This window comes from Aeromonas sp. SrichE-2G, assembly GCF_017939565.1.
In the GTDB taxonomy this organism is placed as follows: Bacteria; Pseudomonadota; Gammaproteobacteria; order Enterobacterales; family Aeromonadaceae; genus Aeromonas; species Aeromonas taiwanensis.
Genome location: NZ_JAGKRG010000006.1, coordinates 59,830 through 77,578, shown reverse-complemented (window position 1 = coordinate 77,578; position 17,749 = coordinate 59,830). Strand labels below are relative to the sequence as shown.

Here is a 17,749-nt window from a genome sequence, read left to right as displayed (position 1 = left end):
GCTAACCCAACCTACGAAGTGCCGCCCACGGTGAGCTGATCCAGCTTGAGGGTGGGCTGGCCGACACCGACCGGCACGCTCTGCCCCTCCTTGCCGCAGACCCCGACCCCGCGATCCAGCGCCAGATCGTTGCCCACCATGGAGACCTGGCTCATCGCCTCGGGGCCGTTGCCGATGAGCGTGGCGCCCTTGATGGGGGCGGTGATCCTGCCGTCCTCGATGAGGTAGGCCTCGGAGGCGGAGAAGACGAACTTGCCGGAGGTGATGTCCACCTGGCCGCCGCCGAAGTTGGGGGCATAGATGCCGCGCTTGACCGAGGCGATGATCTCCTGGGGATCCGACTCACCGGCCAGCATATAGGTGTTGGTCATGCGCGGCATCGGCAGGGCGGCGTAGGATTCGCGCCGGCCGTTGCCGGTGAGCGGCACGCCCATCAGGCGGGCGTTCTGCTTGTCCTGCAGATAACCCTTGAGGATGCCGTTCTCGATCAGCACGTTGTAACCCCCCGGCGTCCCCTCGTCGTCGATGGAGACGGAGCCGCGACGGCCCACCAGGGTGCCGTCATCGACGATGGTGCAGTGTTTTGAGGCCACCTGTTCGCCGATGCGACCGGCAAAGGCGGAGGAGCCCTTGCGGTTGAAGTCCCCCTCCAGGCCATGGCCCACCGCCTCGTGCAGCAGCACGCCGGGCCAGCCGGCCCCGAGCACCACCGGCATGGTGCCGGCCGGGGCGTCGATGGCTTCCAGGTTGACCAGCGCCTGGCGCACGGCTTCGCGCACATAGCCGAAGGCGCGGCTCTCCAGCCCGTCCAGTTCGAGGAAGTAGTCGTAGCCGAAGCGACCACCACCGCCGGCGCTGCCACGCTCCCGGCGATCCCCCTTCTCGGCGATCACGGTCACCGAGAGGCGCACCAGGGGACGTACATCGGCGGCGAGTGTGCCGTCGGTGGCGGCCACCAGGATCTCTTCATAGACGCCGCTGATGGAGGCCATCACCTGATTGATGGCGGGATCCAGGCTGCGGGCGAACTTGTCCATCTGCTCGAGCAGGGCGATCTTCTGCTGCTTGTCGAGGGTCTGCAGGGGATCCATGGCCGGATAGAGCAGGTTCGCCTCAGTGCGGGCCCAGGCCTTCACCTTGCCCTGGGCGCCGGCGGCCGCGATGCCGCGGGCGGCGGTCACCGACTGCTGCAGCGCCAGCAGGCTCAGCTCGTCCGAGTAGGCGAAACCGGTCTTCTCGCCGCTGACGGCGCGCACCCCGACCCCCTGATCGATGTTGTAGCTGCCGTCCTTGACGATGCCATCTTCCAGCATCCAGGACTCGTGCCAGCTGCGCTGGAAATAGAGGTCGCCGAACTCTACCTGATGGCTCATCAGGCTGCCGAGCAGCTGTTGCAGGCGCCCTTCGTCGAGATCATTCGGGGCCAACAGGGAGGCACTAACCTGGCTCAATAGACTCAAATCTTTCTCTCCAATCTCGATGTGAGATGTCGTAACGGTGAAATCCCGACCCTGGGTTCGATTCGCGAACCGTCAGCGGACGTCAAATACACTATAGGATTCGCGAACATCCGATTGCGCCGCCATGGGGCGAATCGAACCTGCGTATATTCACAACGGCCTGGCGTGTTGCAGCACCGGAAAACGGCTGCGCTTCAGTTCTTCACCACACCATCAGAGCAAACGGGCGTGCTCCATCACGGGCATGGTGCGCTTCAGCTCGGCAACCAGCTGCTCATCCATCTGTGCCAGCACTGTGCCACACCCGCTATCCCGGCAGGCCAGCACCCGGCCCCAGGGATCGATCACCATGCTGTGGCCCCAGGTCTGGCGCCCCGTCTCGTGGGTGCCCCCCTGATTGGCGGCCACCACATAGCACTGGTTCTCGATGGCACGGGCCCGCAGCAGCGGCTCCCAGTGCGCCTCGCCGGTCACTGCGGTAAAGGCGGCGGGCACCAGCAACACGCGGGCACCGGCCCGGGCCAGCTGACGATAAAGCTCGGGGAAGCGCAGATCATAACAGATCGAGAGGCCGAGGGGACCAAAGGGGGAGCCCAGCACCACGGGGGACGCCCCCGGACTGAAGGTCTCCGATTCCCGGTAACGGCCATGGTTGTCCGCCACGTCCACGTCGAACAGGTGGATCTTGTGATAGTGGCCCCTGAGCTCCCCGGCCGGATCGAACACCAGGGAGCTGGTGTGGATATGATCGGACCCGGGGATGGTGGTGGGCATGGCCCCGGCCACCAGCCAGATGCCGTGCTCGCGGGCCCACTCGGCCAGCTGGGCCTGGATGGGGCCATCACCGATCGCCTCGGCCCCGTCCAGGTAGCCCTGACGCTCGCCAAACAGGGCGAAGTTCTCCGGCAGCAGGGCCAGCAGCGGCCGCCCGGCCGGCAACGCAGCCAGCTGGGCGGCGATCTCTTCCCGGTTATCCTGCCACTGACGGCCCGATACCAGCTGTATTGCGGCTAACCACATGACTCGCTCCTTGTCGTGTTCTCGGCCAGGAGGCTGACTGCCCCGGGCCCTCATGGTGCACTATGGCCCTTTACCCCGCGGGGTGAAAGTCTGCCCGTTTCAACGCTGACCTGGCCCGTCGTGCTTGGGGCTGAGCAGGAAGGGGGTCACCTCATGCGCCGGCAGGCTGGGAGCCACCGCATCGACCGCCTCCTTCTGCTCCTGGTTGAGCTTGATGCGAGCCCGGTTGCGCCCCGCCTCGATCAGTTTGGGATCATCCAGCGGGCCGGAGACCCGAAAATCGATGCGGGTCACCACATCCACCACGGGTTCGAGCAGTTTGGAGAGCGCCAGCACATAGAGCCCGGTGATCGGGGTCAGGGAGAAGGCCGCCACCACCGGCAGGGTGCCCCCCAGATTCGGCGAGAAGCTCAGTTCGTAGTCGAGGTGCCAGCGCACCAGGTCGGCGATCCCCTCCCCGCGCAGGTTGCCCGCCGCCCCCTTCATGTAGAAGTCGTTGTTCTCCACCACCCCCTGCCTGACCTTGGCCGAGGCGGACATGGACTCGAAGTAGAAGCCCTTGTCGAACACGTCGCGAAAATCGAGGCGCAGCTTGCGCAGCAATGAGTCGAGGCTGAGCAGGGAGAGCAGCCGCGCCCCCTTGTCGTTGACCTCCCGCAGGGTCCCCCCCTCCAGCTGATAGTCGGCGCTGCCGGCCAGGCTCGGCAGGTTCAGGCGGTAGGGGGTGTCACGCCAGGCCAGATCCAGCGCCAGCTTGCCCGGCGCATCGCCGATGGGCGAGGTAAAGCCAAGGCGCTTGAGCAGCATCTCGCTGTTCGGGGTCGCGAGGTGAACCCGGGCACGGGTCTGCATCTGGCCGCTGCGCGCCAGCCACTCGGCGCTGCCGGTCAGGGTGCTGCTGGCCAGGCGCATCTCCAGCCCCTTGAGATCGAGCCGGTTGGCGCCGGGGACCAGCTCCCCTTTCAGCTCGCCCAGGGGCAGTTTGCCGAAGCGGCAGTCCACGCAGCTGAAGGTGAGCCAGGGGATGGCATCCATGATGGCCTTGTCCTGTCGCTCATCGGGATCCGGGCTGAGATCGGCCCCCTTGCCGGACCAGTAGATGCGGGCGAACCTGGCGTCGACGGGCTGACGGGGTGCCACCGGCAGGCGAACCACCCCCATGACGTCCGGGCTGTCGATCACGACCTCGGTCGCCTGGTTCACCGGCCCCACGGTAAAGTGCACCGCCTTGAGGTTGGCGCTGCCGATGTCGGCCCGGGCCAGCTGGCCATCCACCCACCACTCCTGGGGCAGGAAGGCGGGACCGACCACCGCCGTCCCCGTCTCCTCGCCCTTGCCGGGCAGCCAGCGTGCGAGCCGGGCCAGCCAGCCCGCCACGTCCGCCTGCTGCTGGTTGATGGTGAGCAGCATGGGCCTGTCCTGGATCACCCGCGCACCGGGTTGACCGACGTTGACCCGCACCCGGCTCAGGTAAGCCGCCCCTTCGCCATAGACCAGGCGGCTCTGCATGTCGACGTCCGTCCCCAGCACGGCCCGGATATCGGCGCTCCCGTCCCTGCCCCGCGCCGTCACCCTGAGGGGGAGGCGATCCCCCGGGGCCTTGGTCAGCGGCACCGGCAGATCCAGCCCCATGCCCTGCAGGTCGGAGTTCAGGGCGAGCTGGAAGCTGAAGGCCTGCTTCTCCGGCAGGGTCAGCCCCAGGGTCCCCGCCCAGTTGCTGCGCCCCTGGAGCATCGCCAGGGCGGGGATGTCCTGACGTTGGCGACTGCTGTCCCAGCTGCCCTTGAACTTGAGGTCGGCCTGGTAGGCATGGGGCAGCCGCTTGCCCTGGTAATCCAGAGTCAGCGGCTGGTTCCACAGGCTGGCCTTGAGGTTGTGGATGCGCGTCTGCTCGTTGTCATACTCGAGCCGCCCCTCCACCTTCTCCAGGGGGAGATCCAGTGAGGCGATCCTCACCTTGTTGTCGTGGAAGCTGGCGTCCCCGCTGGCCTTGACCTCGCCCTCTCCATCCAGGGGAATGTCCAGCTTGACCGTGCCCTTCATGGGGCCGTGGATCTCCACCTCCCGCAGCGCCTTCCCCACCGAGTCGCCGAGGGGGGAATCCTGCAGATAGTCGCTGATGGCCTGCCCCTCCCCCTGGACCCTGGCATCCACGTAGAGGTGGGCACCGGGGGAGAGGTCCGGGATCCAGGCGTGCACCGAGTCGGAGCTCGCCTTGCCGAGCCGGGTCGCGCTGCTGCGCATGTCCAGCCCCGCATTCTGGAACAGGAGATCGATCTGCAGGTCAGTCAGCGGCTGCCAGCCGGGGAAGAATTCATAGGTGGCCTGCTCCAGGGGCACCGCCACCTGGAAGACCCCCTCTCCGTGTGTGTAGGGGAAGTCTTTGAACTCCCCGTACCAGAGCAGGTCTGCCCCCTTCGCTTTGCCCCCCTTGATGGCCCCGCTCAGGTAGCTCACCAGCCCCTCATCCATCACCGCCAGGGGGTAGTAGCGATCCGCATGGGCCGCATTCTTGACGTCGATGCGGCCGGTCAGGGCGAGGAAGGGGTGTTCGAACAACTCGAGGCGAAAGCGGCTGGCGAGGCGCAGATCGGGGTTGTCCAGGGCGATGTCCTGGCCATAGAGCACCCAGCCTTCCGGCACCTGCCACCAGTCGAGCCGAGCGCTCAGGCTGTCGACCGGGATGGGCTCCTTGAAGTGACGGGCGGGGTCGACCTTCCCCTTGCCCAGAGTGAGGCGGGCGCTGCCACCCGTCGGGGTCAGCCAGAAGTCGCCATCCAGTTTCTGCAGGCCGGGCACGTCATGCCAGGCCTGGGTCTCGAACCCCTTCAGCTGCCCGCTCAGGGACAGATCCTGCCAGTCGCCGTCGGCCTGCAGCACCAGCTCCTGCAGCTGGCCCCTGGGCCGGGTGCGCTTGAGGGTCTCGGTCAATTCGGGGTAGAGGCCGGACACCAGCTGGCTCAGGTTGGCGACCTGGTCGAGATCGATGGCAGGCACATAACCCTGGATGCGGGAGCCCATCCGTTCGAGCTGCAGCCGGCTGCGCAGCCAGGTGGCACCGTCGAGCTTGAAGGTGACGTCGTGGCTCGCGAGCTGCCACTCCTCGCCGTCGCGGCGCAGCTGGATCTTGCCACCCCGCAGATCGAGTCGATGGGGCTCGCCTTTGGTTTCATCCTTCCAGATCAGATGGTTGTTGCCAAACGCCAGCAGGGAGTCTCCCAGCCTGCCGTCCGCAAAGTCGCTCCAGAGCTGGAAATCGAGCTGGCCGCTCACCGCTGGCTCGCCGGCGTGGATCCTGGCCAGCATGGGGCTGATGTCGAGCTCGCTGGCCCCCAGGTAGAGCTGACCCCTGAGGCGGTCGAGGCGCGCCTCGGGGGCATCCACGTCGATGATGAGATCCAGGGTGCTCTCGCCAATCCCGTTGATGAGGTAGGCCTTGCCGACCCCCTGATGACGCTTGCCGCGATTCTGCCAGCGCAGCTGGGCGATGCTGAGGGCACGCACCTCGCCGAGCGCCGTGGTGAGGCTGAGGCGGCTGTCGTGAATGTCGAAGGTGGAGAGCTGGGTCAGCAGGAAGCGCAGCAGGGCCTCCTGCTGGTTCGCGCCCTTGTCGTTGGCCGGGGTGGCCGGCTGGGTCAGATCCAGCGCGATGTCGCCGTCGCTCAGGAGCAGCTGGCCGAACACCGGCTTCCAGTCGTGGAGGGAGCGCCAGAAGTCGAGGTGGGCCCACACCTTGCCAAGGCGCAGGGAGAAGCGGCCCGAATCGGGGGCGATGACGAGCCCTTCCAGCTCGATGGCCGGGCCGTGCTGGGTCCAGTCCAGCCCGACGTGCCCGACGCTCACCTCCAGCTGGCTCTCCCCGAGCAGGGTCGCGATCACGGCCTGGCGGTGCTGGTTGAGCATGGGGCCGCCCAGTCGCACCACGCTGACCAGAATGGCCAGCAGTACGAAGAGGACTCCGAGGGCCAACCAGCCCCGACTCAGCCAGCGATAGATCAATTACATCATCACCACATCGAATTGTTCCTGCCCACAGAGCGGTTCGGACACCACCCTGACCTGCTTGCCGATGAAGACTTCCAGCTCGGCAAGGCTGTGAGACTCCTCGCCCCGCAGGTAGTCGGCCACGGAAGGGGCCGCATAGACGGTGAACTGATCCGCGTCGTAGGCGCGGTTGACCCGGATGATCTCCCGCAGGATCTCGAAGCAGACCGACTCCACCGTCTTGACCCGGCCGCGCCCCTTGCACTCGGGGCACTCGGCGCACAGCACGTGCTCCAGGCTCTCGCGGGTACGCTTGCGGGTCATCTCCACCAGGCCGAGCTGGGAGAAGCCATTGACGTTAGTCTTGGCCCTGTCTTTCGCGAGCGCCAGCTCCAGGCTGTGCAAGACCCGGCGGCGGTGATCCTCGGACTGCATGTCGATGAAGTCGATGATGATGATGCCACCGAGGTTGCGCAGCCGCAGGTGGCGGGCGATGGCGGCGGTCGCCTCGATGTTGGTGTTGAAGATGGTCTCTTCCAGATTGCGGTGGCCCACGAAGGCGCCGGTGTTGATGTCCACCGTGGTCATGGCTTCGGTCTGGTCGATGATGAGGTAGCCGCCGGATTTCAGCTCCACCTTGCGCTCCAGTGCGCGCTGGATCTCGTTCTCCACGTCGTAGAGATCGAAGATGGGAGACTCCCCCAGGTAATACTCCAGCTTGCCGGCGAGCTCGGGCACGTACTCCTCGGTGAAGCGCTTGAGCTGGTCGAAGCTCTGGCGCGAGTCCACCCGGATCTTGTCGAGCTCGGCACCGACGAAGTCGCGCACCACCCGAAATGCCAGGCTGGGATCCTCGTAGAGGATCTTGCACGGCGGGTACTTCTGCTTGCGCTCCAGGATCTTGCGCCACAGGCGCTTCAGGAAGGCGGCGTCCTGCTCCAGCTCCTGCTCCCCCACCCCTTCGGCGGCGGTGCGGATGATGTAGCCGCCGAGCTCGTCCACGTAGCCGGCCACGGTGCGCTTGAGACGCTCACGCTCCGCCTCGGATTCGATGCGCTGGGAGACCCCCACGTGGGCGCTGCCCGGCATGAACACCAGATAGCGGGAAGGCAGGGTGATGTCGGTGGTGAGGCGAGCCCCCTTGGTACCGAGGGGATCTTTCACCACCTGCACCATGATGTCCTGACCCTGGCGCACCAGCTCGGCGATGTTGCCGGCCTGGAACTGCTCCTTCTCCTTGATCGCCACGCACTCGGTGTGGGGCACTATGTCGGAGGCGTGCAGGAAGGCCGCCTTGTCCATGCCGATATCCACGAAGGCCGCCTGCATACCGGGCAGCACCCGGCTGATCTTGCCCTTGTAGATGTTGCCCACGATGCCGCGCTTGGCCTGGCGCTCCACGTGCACTTCCTGCAGCAGACCGTTCTCGACCAGGGCGACCCGGGTTTCGGAGGGGGTGACGTTCACCAGCAGTTCTACCGACATAAGTTACCTTGCCTGTTCCAGTGTTGAATTCAATGAAGCCAATCCGGCACAACTCGCGCAAGGAAAACGCAGCAGAGCCCAGCTGACGGGAAGTTACTTGAGCTGTTCCAGATGCTGTTTGATCAGCAGGTCCGTCTCCAGCAGGGGCAGGCCGACCACGGCGCTGTAGCTCCCCTCGATGCGGCTGACGAACTTGCCGGCAATGCCCTGGATGGCGTAGGCGCCGGCCTTGTCACAGGGCTCACCGGTGCGCCAGTAGGCCTCGATCTCCGCCTCGTCCAGCTTGCGAAATGCCACGTTGGTGGTGACCAGCCGCACGTCGCAGCGCTCCGGGGTGGCCAGGGCCACCGCCGTCATCACCTGATGTACCCGCCCGGAGAGGGCCTCCAGCATGTCCTTGGCGTCCAGCAGATCGGAGGGCTTCTCCAGCACCCGGTCCCCCAGCACCACTATGGTATCGGCTCCCAGCACGGGCAGCGCCGTGGGGGCCGCGGCCACGCCAGCCATCGCCTTGTCCCGGGCCAGCCGGCAGACGTAGTCCTGTGGCTTCTCGTCCGCTTCCCGCTGCTCAGGGACATCCAGCCTGAGCACCTCGAAGCGGTAGCCCAGCTGGGTCAGGAGTTCGTGCCGGCGGGGCGAGCCCGAGGCGAGATACAGTTGCAGTTCGTTGTGCTTGTTCATATTCACTCAATGAGACGAGGAGCGGTCACAATCCGTTGTTTTTGCTCAGATTCATTTGATATTGAAGCGACGCCGCACCTTGCGCAAGACCATAAAAATCCAGGGCCATATTAACATCGTTGTCAACGTCGACCAAAAGTAGGCGAAATTGAGGCTGGCCCGGCTGAACAGGTGTTCGGCCCAGAACACGGTGATCTTCCCCACCAGGGAGAGCAGGCCGATGATCAGCGCCTGCTGCCAGAGGGAGAAGTTGCGGATCTTCTGGAACTGGAAGGCCGCCAGGTAGGTGGTGATGGCCATGGCCATGGCCCGCACCCCGAGGGTGCTGCCGAGCAGCACATCCAGCAGCAGGCCCGCCACCCAGGCGGTACCGACGTTGGTGCGGTGCGGCAGCGCCAGCGCCCAGTAGATGAGCACCATGGCGAGCCAGTCCGGCCGGAAGGGCTCGAATTGAAAGGGAAGCGGCAGGATGGAGAGGCACAGGGCCAGCAGGATCGAGCACCAGATCCAGATCCTGCCGCTGGCGGGTTGCAGCATCAGTGCGTCGCCCCCGCCGCCGAGGTAGCCGTCGCCGCCGAGGCGTTCGCCGCGGGCTCCTCATCCTTGTCGTGCACGTCCGGTTTCTTGTCGGTCCACAGCAGCAGCAGGTAGCGCAGTCTGTCCAGTGCCACCAGGGGCTTGGCCTCGATCTGTGCGAAGGGCTTGCCCTCCACGTAGTCGGAACGGGTCACGGTGGCCACCGGATAGCCTTCCGGGAAGCGGCCGCCCAGGCCCGAGGTGACCAGCAGGTCGCCGACCTGGACGTCGGTGTTGCGCGGCAGGTTGCGCAGCTCCAGCTTGTCGAGCTCGCCGCTGCCGGAGGCGATGGCGCGCAAGTCGTTGCGCAGCACCCGCACCGGGATGCCGTGGCTGGAGTCGGTGATGAGCAGGACGCGGCTGGTGGTGGATCCCACGTGCAGCACCTGGCCGACCACCCCCTGATCGTTGATCACCGGCTGGCCGTTGTAGACGCCGTCCAGCGCCCCCTTGTTGATCAGCACCTGGTGGCTGAAGGGATCGGAATCCACCGACAGCAGCTCGGCCACCATCTTGCGGGACTCCTTGTGCACGGGGGAACCGAGCAGCTCCCGCAGGCGCTGGTTCTCGTGCTCCAGCTGATCCATCTTCAGCAGGCGCGAGCGCAGGGTGAACAGTTGCTGTTCCTGCTGCTTGGTCTGCTCGATGAGATCGGCACGGGTCTGCACCTGGGTCGACATGGTGTCGAGCAGGGTACCGGGGGTGTTGGCGATGTACTGCAGCGGGCTCACCAGGGAGCTCAGGTAAACGCGGACGTGGCTGAACACACCGAAGCGGGAATCCGCGACGATGGCAGCGACGGAGATGATGACGGCGAGAAACAACCGTAACTGAAGCGAAGGGCCTCTACCAAAGATGGGTTTCATGAGTCGTCAAAAAAGAGCCGGCGCTCGGCCGGCTTTGGGTCTTATTCGTAGTGGAACAGATCGCCACCGTGCATATCGATCAGCTCCAGCGCCTTGCCACCACCTCGGGCGACACAGGTGAGGGGATCTTCAGCCACGACGACCGGGATGCCGGTCTCTTCCATCAGCAGACGGTCGATGTCCTTGAGCAGGGCACCACCACCGGTCAGCACCATGCCGCGCTCGGAGATGTCGGACGCCAGCTCGGGCGGGGACTGCTCCAGGGCCACCATGACGGCGGAAACGATGCCGGACAGCGGCTCTTGCAGGGCTTCCAGGATCTCGTTGGAGTTCAGGGTGAAGCTGCGCGGCACCCCTTCGGCCAGGTTGCGACCACGGACTTCGATCTCGCGCACCTCTTCGCCCGGGTAGGCGGAGCCGATCTCGTGCTTGATGCGCTCGGCGGTGGCTTCCCCGATCAGGCTGCCGTAGTTGCGGCGCACGTAGCTGATGATGGCTTCGTCGAACTTGTCGCCACCGATACGGACGGACTGGGAGTAGACCACGCCGTTCAGGGAGATGATCGCCACTTCGGTGGTACCACCACCGATGTCCACCACCATGGAGCCGGTCGCTTCGGAAACCGGCAGGCCGGCACCGATGGCGGCAGCCATGGGCTCATCGATCAGGTAGACCTCGCGGGCACCGGCACCCAGGGCGGATTCCTTGATGGCGCGACGTTCCACCTGGGTGGAGCCGCACGGTACGCACACCAGCACACGCGGGCTGGGGCGGAAATAGTTGTTGTCGTGAACCTGCTTGATGAAGTGCTGCAGCATCTTCTCGGTCACGTAGAAATCGGCGATCACGCCGTCTTTCATCGGACGAATGGCGGAGATGTTACCAGGGGTACGACCCAGCATCTGCTTGGCGGCATGACCGACAGCAGCGACCGATTTGGCGTTCCCGCGCTCTTGGCGAATGGCGACAACTGAGGGTTCGTTAAGGACGATCCCTTGATCTTTTACATAGATCAGGGTGTTGGCAGTTCCCAAGTCGATCGACAGATCGTTGGAAAAGACGCCTCTGAGCTTTTTGAACATGGCTACGGGAAATCCTAAGAATTTTGAGGTGCAGAAAACCGGCTAACTTTACCAATGCCCACCCCAATGGGCAAGCGCTCAAACTGTCGCCAATCAATCAGGCGCGACAAAAATGCGAGTCATCACTCACCCGCACAAGCCGACAAACTCTACGAAACAAGGAGATAAGACGCAGGTGTACACCAATGCGTCTCTCTCATCGCCGCGGCACGGGTGTCAGGGCATCACTTCCCGGCGATAAATAATTCTGTCATTACCCCGATCCCGGCCAAAGATGGCCTCCCCCAGCAGGTGATCCGCCGTGGCCGGGTCCGCCAGCCAGAGGGGTGCCATGGGTTGCAATGGGAGCTTATCCAGCTGGATCTGGTAGGGGATGCGCACGCTCTGGTTCGGCGCGGCGAAGTGGAACCGGGTCTCCCCGCCCTCGACGCGCACCTCGCTACCGCCGGGGGCAACCTGCCCCAGGCCAAGGCGGATCCGGGTGCCATCCTGGAGGCCCAGCTCCCCGGTCGCGGCGTCGTAATGTTGCTCGCCATCGGTAAAGCGAATGCCTTCGTTCGCGAGGGATATCCGGGTACAGAGATCCTCCTGATTCACCCGCCACAGGCCCGCCTCGAAATATTGCACCTGCAGCGGCAGTGCCAGGGGGGCACTGGCGGCCCCCTGACGGGTGCTGGCCAGCAGGCGGCCGTAGTAGGCGATCATGGTGTTGTCCGTCCCCTGCGGGACATCGAGCCGCTTCGCGGTGCAATTCACCCCGCTCTGGCAGGTGCCGGTCACGGCGGGATTCATGTCCCGGTCGGCGAAGAAGCTGGTCTCGGGCGTCTCGCCATCCGCGACCCGAAGGCCGAACTGCAGCCGCCGCAACGGCTCTTCCGGCGCACTCAGGCTCGGGGTCAGCTCGCGCAACCGCATAAAGCGGCTCTGGCCGGTGAAGTCCGCCACGCCGGCGGACCAGCTGGTCACCAGGGGATCCAGCCGGTTGGATCTGTCCACCCCATCCTGGTTGTTGGCGGCCACCAGGGTGAGGGCCCCCCTGGCAAAAGCATCATGGTAGTTCTTCGTGACGCTCCCTTCCTTGTTGCGCGCCTGCACCGTTGCCTGCACGTCAAATGGCTGGCTCATATAGCTGAAGTCGCCGCAGGCCGGAGTGACGGCGCCGCTCACCAGATTGAAGTCCCAGGGCGCGAAGCGTCCCACCGGCACGCTGCTGGCAGGGGGGATGGTGTACCCGAAGTAACCCGAGGCCGGCGGGGTCGCCGTCATCCTGAACACACCGACCTCATTGACCGTCTGGGTGAGGGGGTTGAGGTTGCTGCTGCCCTGCTGGTTGGAGTGGTCATAGCTGACATTGCCGACCACTGCCTCCACACCGGGTGAAGGAGCCACCAGCTGGCTGCCCAGGGCGATATTGGCCAGCGTAAAGTTGGGAGTGGGCAGGTTGCCGCTACAGAAGTCGGTATCAATGTCGGCCTGCCAGGCCATGGCAGCAACGGTCAGCGGGAATGCCTCTCCCGTTCGCTTGAACAGCGGGCAGCTACTGTTGCCTGCCGCGCAGGCTCCCTGGGTTGGCGTGATGCAGAGCCCCACCGGACGGCTGATGAAGGTGTCCGACCCTGTCATCACCAGCCCCGCCGTATCTCCGCTGCCATCGTGGCGGGCATTGAGCCGCATCTGGCCCGCGTCTGGATAGCGAACATTCTTCAGGGTCGCCTTGCCCTGGCTATCGAAGTTCACGTTGATGACAGTGCCCGTTGGCGACGCCACATTGGCCGCATACGTCGAGACAGGGTTGCCATCTATCGCGACCTTGCTGCCAAATGCATTGGCATCGGGAGTGATATAAGCACCCCAGAAGTTGACCGGCTTGCTCACGCCGGCGAAGCCGGGCACGCACTGCTTGGTCGCATCGTCTTTCTTGACGGCGCTGATCACCACATCCTGCGGCCTGTTGGCATAGGTATCCAGCACATCGAACACGAAGCCGCTGTCGGCAAAGTTGAGGGTACAGGCAGCGGCACTCGGCCCCCCGCTACCCGCCCGGCACAGGGTCTGGTAAAGGAACGCTGGCGTCGACCCCGAGACACCCATGGTCACGGCACCCGCCGTGTTGTTGCGCAGCTGGGCCGTGGTAGAGCCCCCGCTGAAGGTCAGCTGGTTGCCTCCCACCCAGCCATTGCTGGCGGTGCCGGGAGAGAGGCTCAGGGCCGCGCTGACCTGCTCGGTGACGAGGCGGGAACAGCTCGTATCGGCACAGGCCTTGATGACCACAGTCTCTGGGTTGCAGGTGAGCCCCTGGCCAGAGTGGCTGAGCTCGAAGTGATCGATCTGGGTACCTCCCGAGCCGCCACCACAGGTGTTGCTACCGAGATCCACCTTGTCCACGGCATCCTGATCGAAGTAGTAGTCGCCATTCCCGCTGATATCGAGGGTGCCCCCTGTCGCCAGCGCCCCTTCGAGTGAGGCATTACCGGCCATGCGCACATTGCCCGCCACATAGACGACGGCATTTATCTGGTTCTGACCGGCGATGGAGAGATTCCCCTTCACGTAGATGAAGAGGTTTTCGGCTGGATTGTGGAGGTTGAGTATGGCGTTGTTCAGATCGAGGTTGTTGAAATAGAGTCTCGCCGTCACGCCGGTGGCGATGATCTCGGCCTTGTTGCTGATGCTGCCGTTGTCGAAATCGTAGTCGCCGGGCCCGAAGCTGTTGCCGCTGTGGCCGGTACAGCTGGTGCCGGTACCCTGCTTGTTGCACACCAGATCCCCAAGGGGGGGCACCAGCACGCCGGGGGGTGGCGTCAATGTGGTCCCCTCCGTCGGAGGATCGGTAAAAATATCCTTGCAAGTGGAGAAGGGGCATATACCGGGCCACTCTCCAGCGAAGGGCTCATGGATGATCTTGCTGTTGCCCGCCATGGTGACATTGACCGCCGATACGGTGCCGGTCAGCAGGGTATCATCGCCCATGACCAGATCCCCCGCTTTCACATAGAGAATGGCGTTGAGTTTGGCATTGGCACTCATGGTGACCTTGCCGAAGTGGTAGATCATCAGGCTGTTGGCCTTGCCGGTGGCATTGACTTCCATCTGATCGCTCAGGGTGAGATCGCTCCTGAGGTAGAGTTGGGTGGCACTGCCACTGTCGAAGAACAACTTGTCGTTTTGTCCAAGTTCCATCTTGTCTATCCAGTGGTTGCCACCACGGAAATAGAAATTGATGTTGGAGGAGCTCTGGTGCCTGAACGTTTTGACGTAACGGGCCTGCAGATAGCCGCCGATAGCCGCATTGCTGCTCATTTCCAGCGTCTGATGAAGCTGGACGGTCAGATCGTTGCGACTGCCCGCAACACTAATACGGCCCTGATCCGCCATCTTGAGTCCGTAGACGTCGAGGGTACTCTGGCCCTGAAAGGCCAGGGCACTGTTGCTTTTCATCTCCAGATTCCGGATGAGCCAGTTCCCTGCAGCCATGAGCACGCTCTGGCCCCCCGCCGACACATCCATGGTGACGTTATCGATATAGCGCGGCTGGAAGATGGCCGTCCCGGTGTTGCCATTACCAGAGATCTCCAGGCTGCGGTAAACGGTGACCCTGGCGCCAGACAGCTTGCCGCCCCCCGTGACGATCATCTCGTTCGTATGGAGGCTTCCCGACCCAGATATGCCGCTGTTGTAGTCATTCCTGATCGTCAGCTTCCTGACATAGAGGGTCGCGCCATTGAGGTTGAGCATGGCTCCTTCAGCAATCGAGAGGGTGTCGAAGCGATAGGTTTGCCCCGATTTCAGCGTCGCCACGCAACTGTTTCCGCCCCAGGAGGCATTCCTGTAGTCACCGGCTGCGGGGGAGATGGCCCCATCACAGGCCAGGTCGTGTTGACCTGTGTAGGTGGGGAAACCACCCGGGTTGGCGGGAAAAACATTGGGATCAGTGATGAAGGCGACATCTTGCAGGGGGCTGGCCAGAGCGCCGGTGACATTGCAGTTGGAGACCCAGACCCCGTTAACCCAGACACCGCCGCTGTTGCAGCTGGCGTTTGGCTGTATGTTCTTGCTGAGGAAAGGATACTTGGTTCCCGCAGTCGAACTGACGATCTTGCTCTCGTTGTTCATGCTCAGCACACCGGGCGCGGCGTGACTCTGCACCGGCAAGAGCAAGGCAGCGGTGCACTGATCGGCCGCCAGCACCGGGAGCGGGCTCGACAGCATGGTAAACAAGATAGAAACCCAGAGAGACGGGCTGAACTTCATGGGTATTGGCTCCTTGCAAAGCGTCTCACGGGATAGCACCATCAAAGGCTTCCGCCTCCAGGGTGCGGCTGACGGCAAAGTCCGGGTTGGGGCCACTGTTCACACCCGGATCGCCGCAGCGCCCCTCACTGCGAAATTTGTATCCGGTCTGGGTCCCGCCGGTCGCGCTCACGGTGATCTGCTGACAGCTCACCTCGGCTTCGCAGTCCGCCAGGCCGGGCAGCGCAAAGGCGGTCGTGGTCGATGCATCGCACTGCTGGGCGGTCCACTCGTCGTTTGGATAGAGTCGGTAGAGCGCGATCTCCAGCCCGCTCTGGGCCGCCATCAGGGCCCGCACTCCGCGCACCTCCACCGTATTCTTCTCGCCGCTGTCCACCAGGAAGCGGCCCATGGCGGCCGCCAGCAGCGCCATGATCACGATGACGAAGAGGGCGATCATGATGGCGCTGCCCCGCTGGGTGCGCCGCATACGAGGGGGCCTAGGGGACATTGAGCGTCTCCAGCTTGTGGTTGAAGAGGACGCGCTCGCCGCGCTGTTCGAGCTCAAGCCGCAGCCCCACCTCACTCGAGCTAAAGGCAGCGGGATCCCGATAGAAATAGGAGCCCGTACCTATATGCTCGGCCATCAGGGCCGGCGTGATCCCGCTAAAATCCAGGCCGATGGCGGCGCTGGCCCGGGTCAGAGTGGTGCCCGTCACGCAGTAGCGCACCTGCTGGCTGGCAAAGTAGACCCGTTGTCCCGGCGACTCCCTGGCAAAGCCACTGCCCAGTGTCAGCGCCAGTGCCCCCGAGACCGGACTGCCCACGGTATCGACCCGGGCCACGCAGGTGCCATGGAGGCAACCCTGATCCAGGGTCAGCACAGGGTCGGCAAGGGGGTAGACGATGGCACTCTCCCCGTCCCGGGGGAGCGGATCCGGCTCTACTATGGTGAGCCCGCTGCCGAGGGCCGAGCCCAGATAGCGGCTGGCGGTGGCGATGGGCCAGAAGCGCAGGCAGGCCCCTTGCTCCAGGGCGTTGCCCCCCTCGTCCTCGATGCGCACCGAGCCCGGCACCGCGTCCCGTACCTCGCGATTGAGCCGCTCCAGGGCGAAGCGGGCATCGCTCATCAGCTGCTCGCGGCGGCTGGCATCCCCGTAGATCTGGGTGCCGATGCCGATGAACTGGCTGGAGAAGGTGGCCAAGACCCCAAGCAGCAGGATCACCATCACCAACTCTACCAGGGTGAACCCTCTCGATGACGCGCGCATCAGTAGTTCCCCCGATAGAGGGCAAAAGCCAGCTCGCTCTTGTCCGGCAGACGCACCCACAGCTCGATACGCTTGCCGATGGACTCGGCACCATGGCCCTGGCTGCCGAACAGGGTGTCGGGGGTGACGGCAATCTTCACCTGGTAGCCGCGATACTCCTCGTCGCGGATGCCGGCGGCAGTCTGGGTAAAGCGGTTGGCCTCCACCCAGCTCCCCCCGGTATCGAAGTCGTCCACGTCGTTGAACTGATAAGGGCGGGTCTCGCCGCCGTCCGGACCGTAGTCGGCAGGAGCGGTACAGGGGGAATAGGTTACGGCAGGCTCATCCGCCGTCTCGCCGCAGCGAAAACGCCCGCCGTTGTGATCCGAATGCTCGTCGAAGGACTTCTGCAGTACCTCGTTCAGGATGCGCTGGGCCAGCTGGGCCGCCCGCACCTGCTGCACCGGATCCACCGCCTGGGGCGCCTGGTTGATAAGGAGCCCCAGGATGCCGGTCAGCGCGATGGCCAGCAGCACGATGCCGACCACGAACTCGACCAGGGTGAAGCCGCGGCGGGCCTTAGGGGATCGCATGGACATAGCCTTCGGGCTCGATGCGCAGCCGTGCGCTTTCCCGACCGTCGCTCACCACCAGGTTGCAACCACCGGTGCAGGTTGACGGAGAGAGGGGACGGCCGCTGCGCTTGTCGAAAGAGAAGCTGCCTTGGGGGAGGGAGAGGCCACCGGAGGCTGTGACCAGCCGCCCCCGGGTCTGCTCATCCCCGCTCCAGCCAGCGATGGGCCCGGGCGTGCAGCTCCCCGTCCGGGTCAGGTGGCCGAAGCGGTTGGCCTCCAGCACCAGCTGGGTACAACGCCCCTCCCCTTCATGCATGTTCATGGTCTGCACCAGCCGCAGCCGGGCCACCAGCTCGTCGCGCAGGGTATGGGTTTCAAAGCCGCCTTTGCCCAGCCATTTGGGCACGGCAAAGGCGGCCAGAATCCCGAGCAACAGGATCACGATGACCAGTTCAATCAGGGTAAATCCCTTGGTTGTTGCCATGGGGGTTCTCACCAGAACAAAGAGAAAGCGAGGCCGAAGCCTCGCTTACCAAGACA

Annotated in this window: 13 protein-coding genes; all 13 read right to left on the bottom strand. The window is 64.4% G+C overall.

Features of this window, described 5'->3' with window-relative positions; genetic code table 11:
• Positions 1-11: 11 nt before the first annotated feature.
• A complete protein-coding gene (gene tldD / locus J9885_RS10195) occupies positions 12-1,460 on the bottom strand; it encodes a metalloprotease TldD (protein WP_043756913.1) in 1,449 nt (482 codons plus the stop codon).
• A gap of 213 nt (positions 1,461-1,673) precedes the next feature.
• Entirely contained in the window at positions 1,674-2,480 is an 807-nt protein-coding gene (locus J9885_RS10190) for a carbon-nitrogen hydrolase family protein (protein ID WP_134696227.1), read from the bottom strand.
• Positions 2,481-2,579: 99 nt separating this feature from the next.
• Positions 2,580-6,479, bottom strand: coding sequence for a YhdP family protein (locus J9885_RS10185; RefSeq protein ID WP_210549274.1), 3,900 nt, complete (start codon positions 6,477-6,479; stop codon positions 2,580-2,582).
• A complete protein-coding gene (rng, locus tag J9885_RS10180; RefSeq protein WP_043756908.1) occupies positions 6,480-7,949 on the bottom strand; it encodes a ribonuclease G in 1,470 nt (489 codons plus the stop codon).
• A gap of 93 nt (positions 7,950-8,042) precedes the next feature.
• Positions 8,043-8,630, bottom strand: coding sequence for a Maf family protein (locus tag J9885_RS10175; RefSeq protein ID WP_043756905.1), 588 nt, complete (start codon positions 8,628-8,630; stop codon positions 8,043-8,045).
• A 51-nt stretch (positions 8,631-8,681) separates the two neighbouring features.
• Positions 8,682-9,167: a rod shape-determining protein MreD gene (gene mreD, locus J9885_RS10170; protein ID WP_010672635.1), complete on the bottom strand. Its 486-nt coding sequence runs from the start codon at positions 9,165-9,167 to the stop codon at positions 8,682-8,684.
• Positions 9,167-10,072: a rod shape-determining protein MreC gene (gene mreC, locus J9885_RS10165; RefSeq protein ID WP_134696229.1), complete on the bottom strand. Its 906-nt coding sequence runs from the start codon at positions 10,070-10,072 to the stop codon at positions 9,167-9,169. The genes mreD and mreC overlap by 1 nt, the downstream gene beginning before the upstream one ends.
• A gap of 41 nt (positions 10,073-10,113) precedes the next feature.
• Positions 10,114-11,154 carry a rod shape-determining protein gene (locus J9885_RS10160; RefSeq protein ID WP_005308111.1) on the bottom strand — a complete coding sequence of 347 codons (1,041 nt, stop codon included), beginning with the start codon at positions 11,152-11,154 and terminating at the stop codon, positions 10,114-10,116.
• 216 nt (positions 11,155-11,370) lie between these two features.
• A complete protein-coding gene (locus tag J9885_RS10155) occupies positions 11,371-15,405 on the bottom strand; it encodes a DUF6701 domain-containing protein (protein WP_210549272.1) in 4,035 nt (1,344 codons plus the stop codon).
• A gap of 25 nt (positions 15,406-15,430) precedes the next feature.
• Positions 15,431-15,895 (bottom strand): MSHA biogenesis protein MshP, encoded by a 465-nt coding sequence (locus J9885_RS10150; RefSeq protein WP_246876905.1) that lies wholly within the window; start codon positions 15,893-15,895, stop codon positions 15,431-15,433.
• The gene (locus tag J9885_RS10145; RefSeq protein WP_210549270.1) at positions 15,885-16,655 is read right to left on the bottom strand and encodes a type II secretion system protein; all 771 of its coding nucleotides are present in this window, start codon (positions 16,653-16,655) and stop codon (positions 15,885-15,887) included. Before J9885_RS10145 ends, J9885_RS10150 begins: the two co-directional genes overlap by 11 nt.
• Entirely contained in the window at positions 16,655-17,227 is a 573-nt protein-coding gene (locus tag J9885_RS10140; RefSeq protein ID WP_210549268.1) for a type II secretion system protein, read from the bottom strand. Before J9885_RS10140 ends, J9885_RS10145 begins: the two co-directional genes overlap by 1 nt.
• Complete coding sequence (locus J9885_RS10135) at positions 17,214-17,693, bottom strand: type II secretion system protein (RefSeq protein ID WP_210549266.1); 480 nt, start codon at positions 17,691-17,693, stop codon at positions 17,214-17,216. Before J9885_RS10135 ends, J9885_RS10140 begins: the two co-directional genes overlap by 14 nt.
• Positions 17,694-17,749: the final 56 nt, after the last annotated feature.

What these genes read in the sequence shown, in the direction of transcription:
- rng (WP_043756908.1), bottom strand. Translation starts at nt 7,949, where the DNA reads ATGTCGGTAGAACTGCTGGTGAACGTCACCCCCTCCGAAACCCGGGTC.
- mreC (WP_134696229.1), bottom strand. Translation starts at nt 10,072, where the DNA reads ATGAAACCCATCTTTGGTAGAGGCCCTTCGCTTCAGTTACGGTTGTTT.
- J9885_RS10140 (WP_210549268.1), bottom strand. Translation starts at nt 17,227, where the DNA reads ATGCGATCCCCTAAGGCCCGCCGCGGCTTCACCCTGGTCGAGTTCGTG.
- J9885_RS10145 (WP_210549270.1), bottom strand. Translation starts at nt 16,655, where the DNA reads ATGCGCGCGTCATCGAGAGGGTTCACCCTGGTAGAGTTGGTGATGGTG.
- mreD (WP_010672635.1), bottom strand. Translation starts at nt 9,167, where the DNA reads ATGCTGCAACCCGCCAGCGGCAGGATCTGGATCTGGTGCTCGATCCTG.
- J9885_RS10175 (WP_043756905.1), bottom strand. Translation starts at nt 8,630, where the DNA reads ATGAACAAGCACAACGAACTGCAACTGTATCTCGCCTCGGGCTCGCCC.
- J9885_RS10150 (WP_246876905.1), bottom strand. Translation starts at nt 15,895, where the DNA reads ATGTCCCCTAGGCCCCCTCGTATGCGGCGCACCCAGCGGGGCAGCGCC.
- J9885_RS10190 (WP_134696227.1), bottom strand. Translation starts at nt 2,480, where the DNA reads ATGTGGTTAGCCGCAATACAGCTGGTATCGGGCCGTCAGTGGCAGGAT.
- J9885_RS10135 (WP_210549266.1), bottom strand. Translation starts at nt 17,693, where the DNA reads ATGGCAACAACCAAGGGATTTACCCTGATTGAACTGGTCATCGTGATC.
- J9885_RS10155 (WP_210549272.1), bottom strand. Translation starts at nt 15,405, where the DNA reads ATGAAGTTCAGCCCGTCTCTCTGGGTTTCTATCTTGTTTACCATGCTG.
- J9885_RS10160 (WP_005308111.1), bottom strand. Translation starts at nt 11,154, where the DNA reads ATGTTCAAAAAGCTCAGAGGCGTCTTTTCCAACGATCTGTCGATCGAC.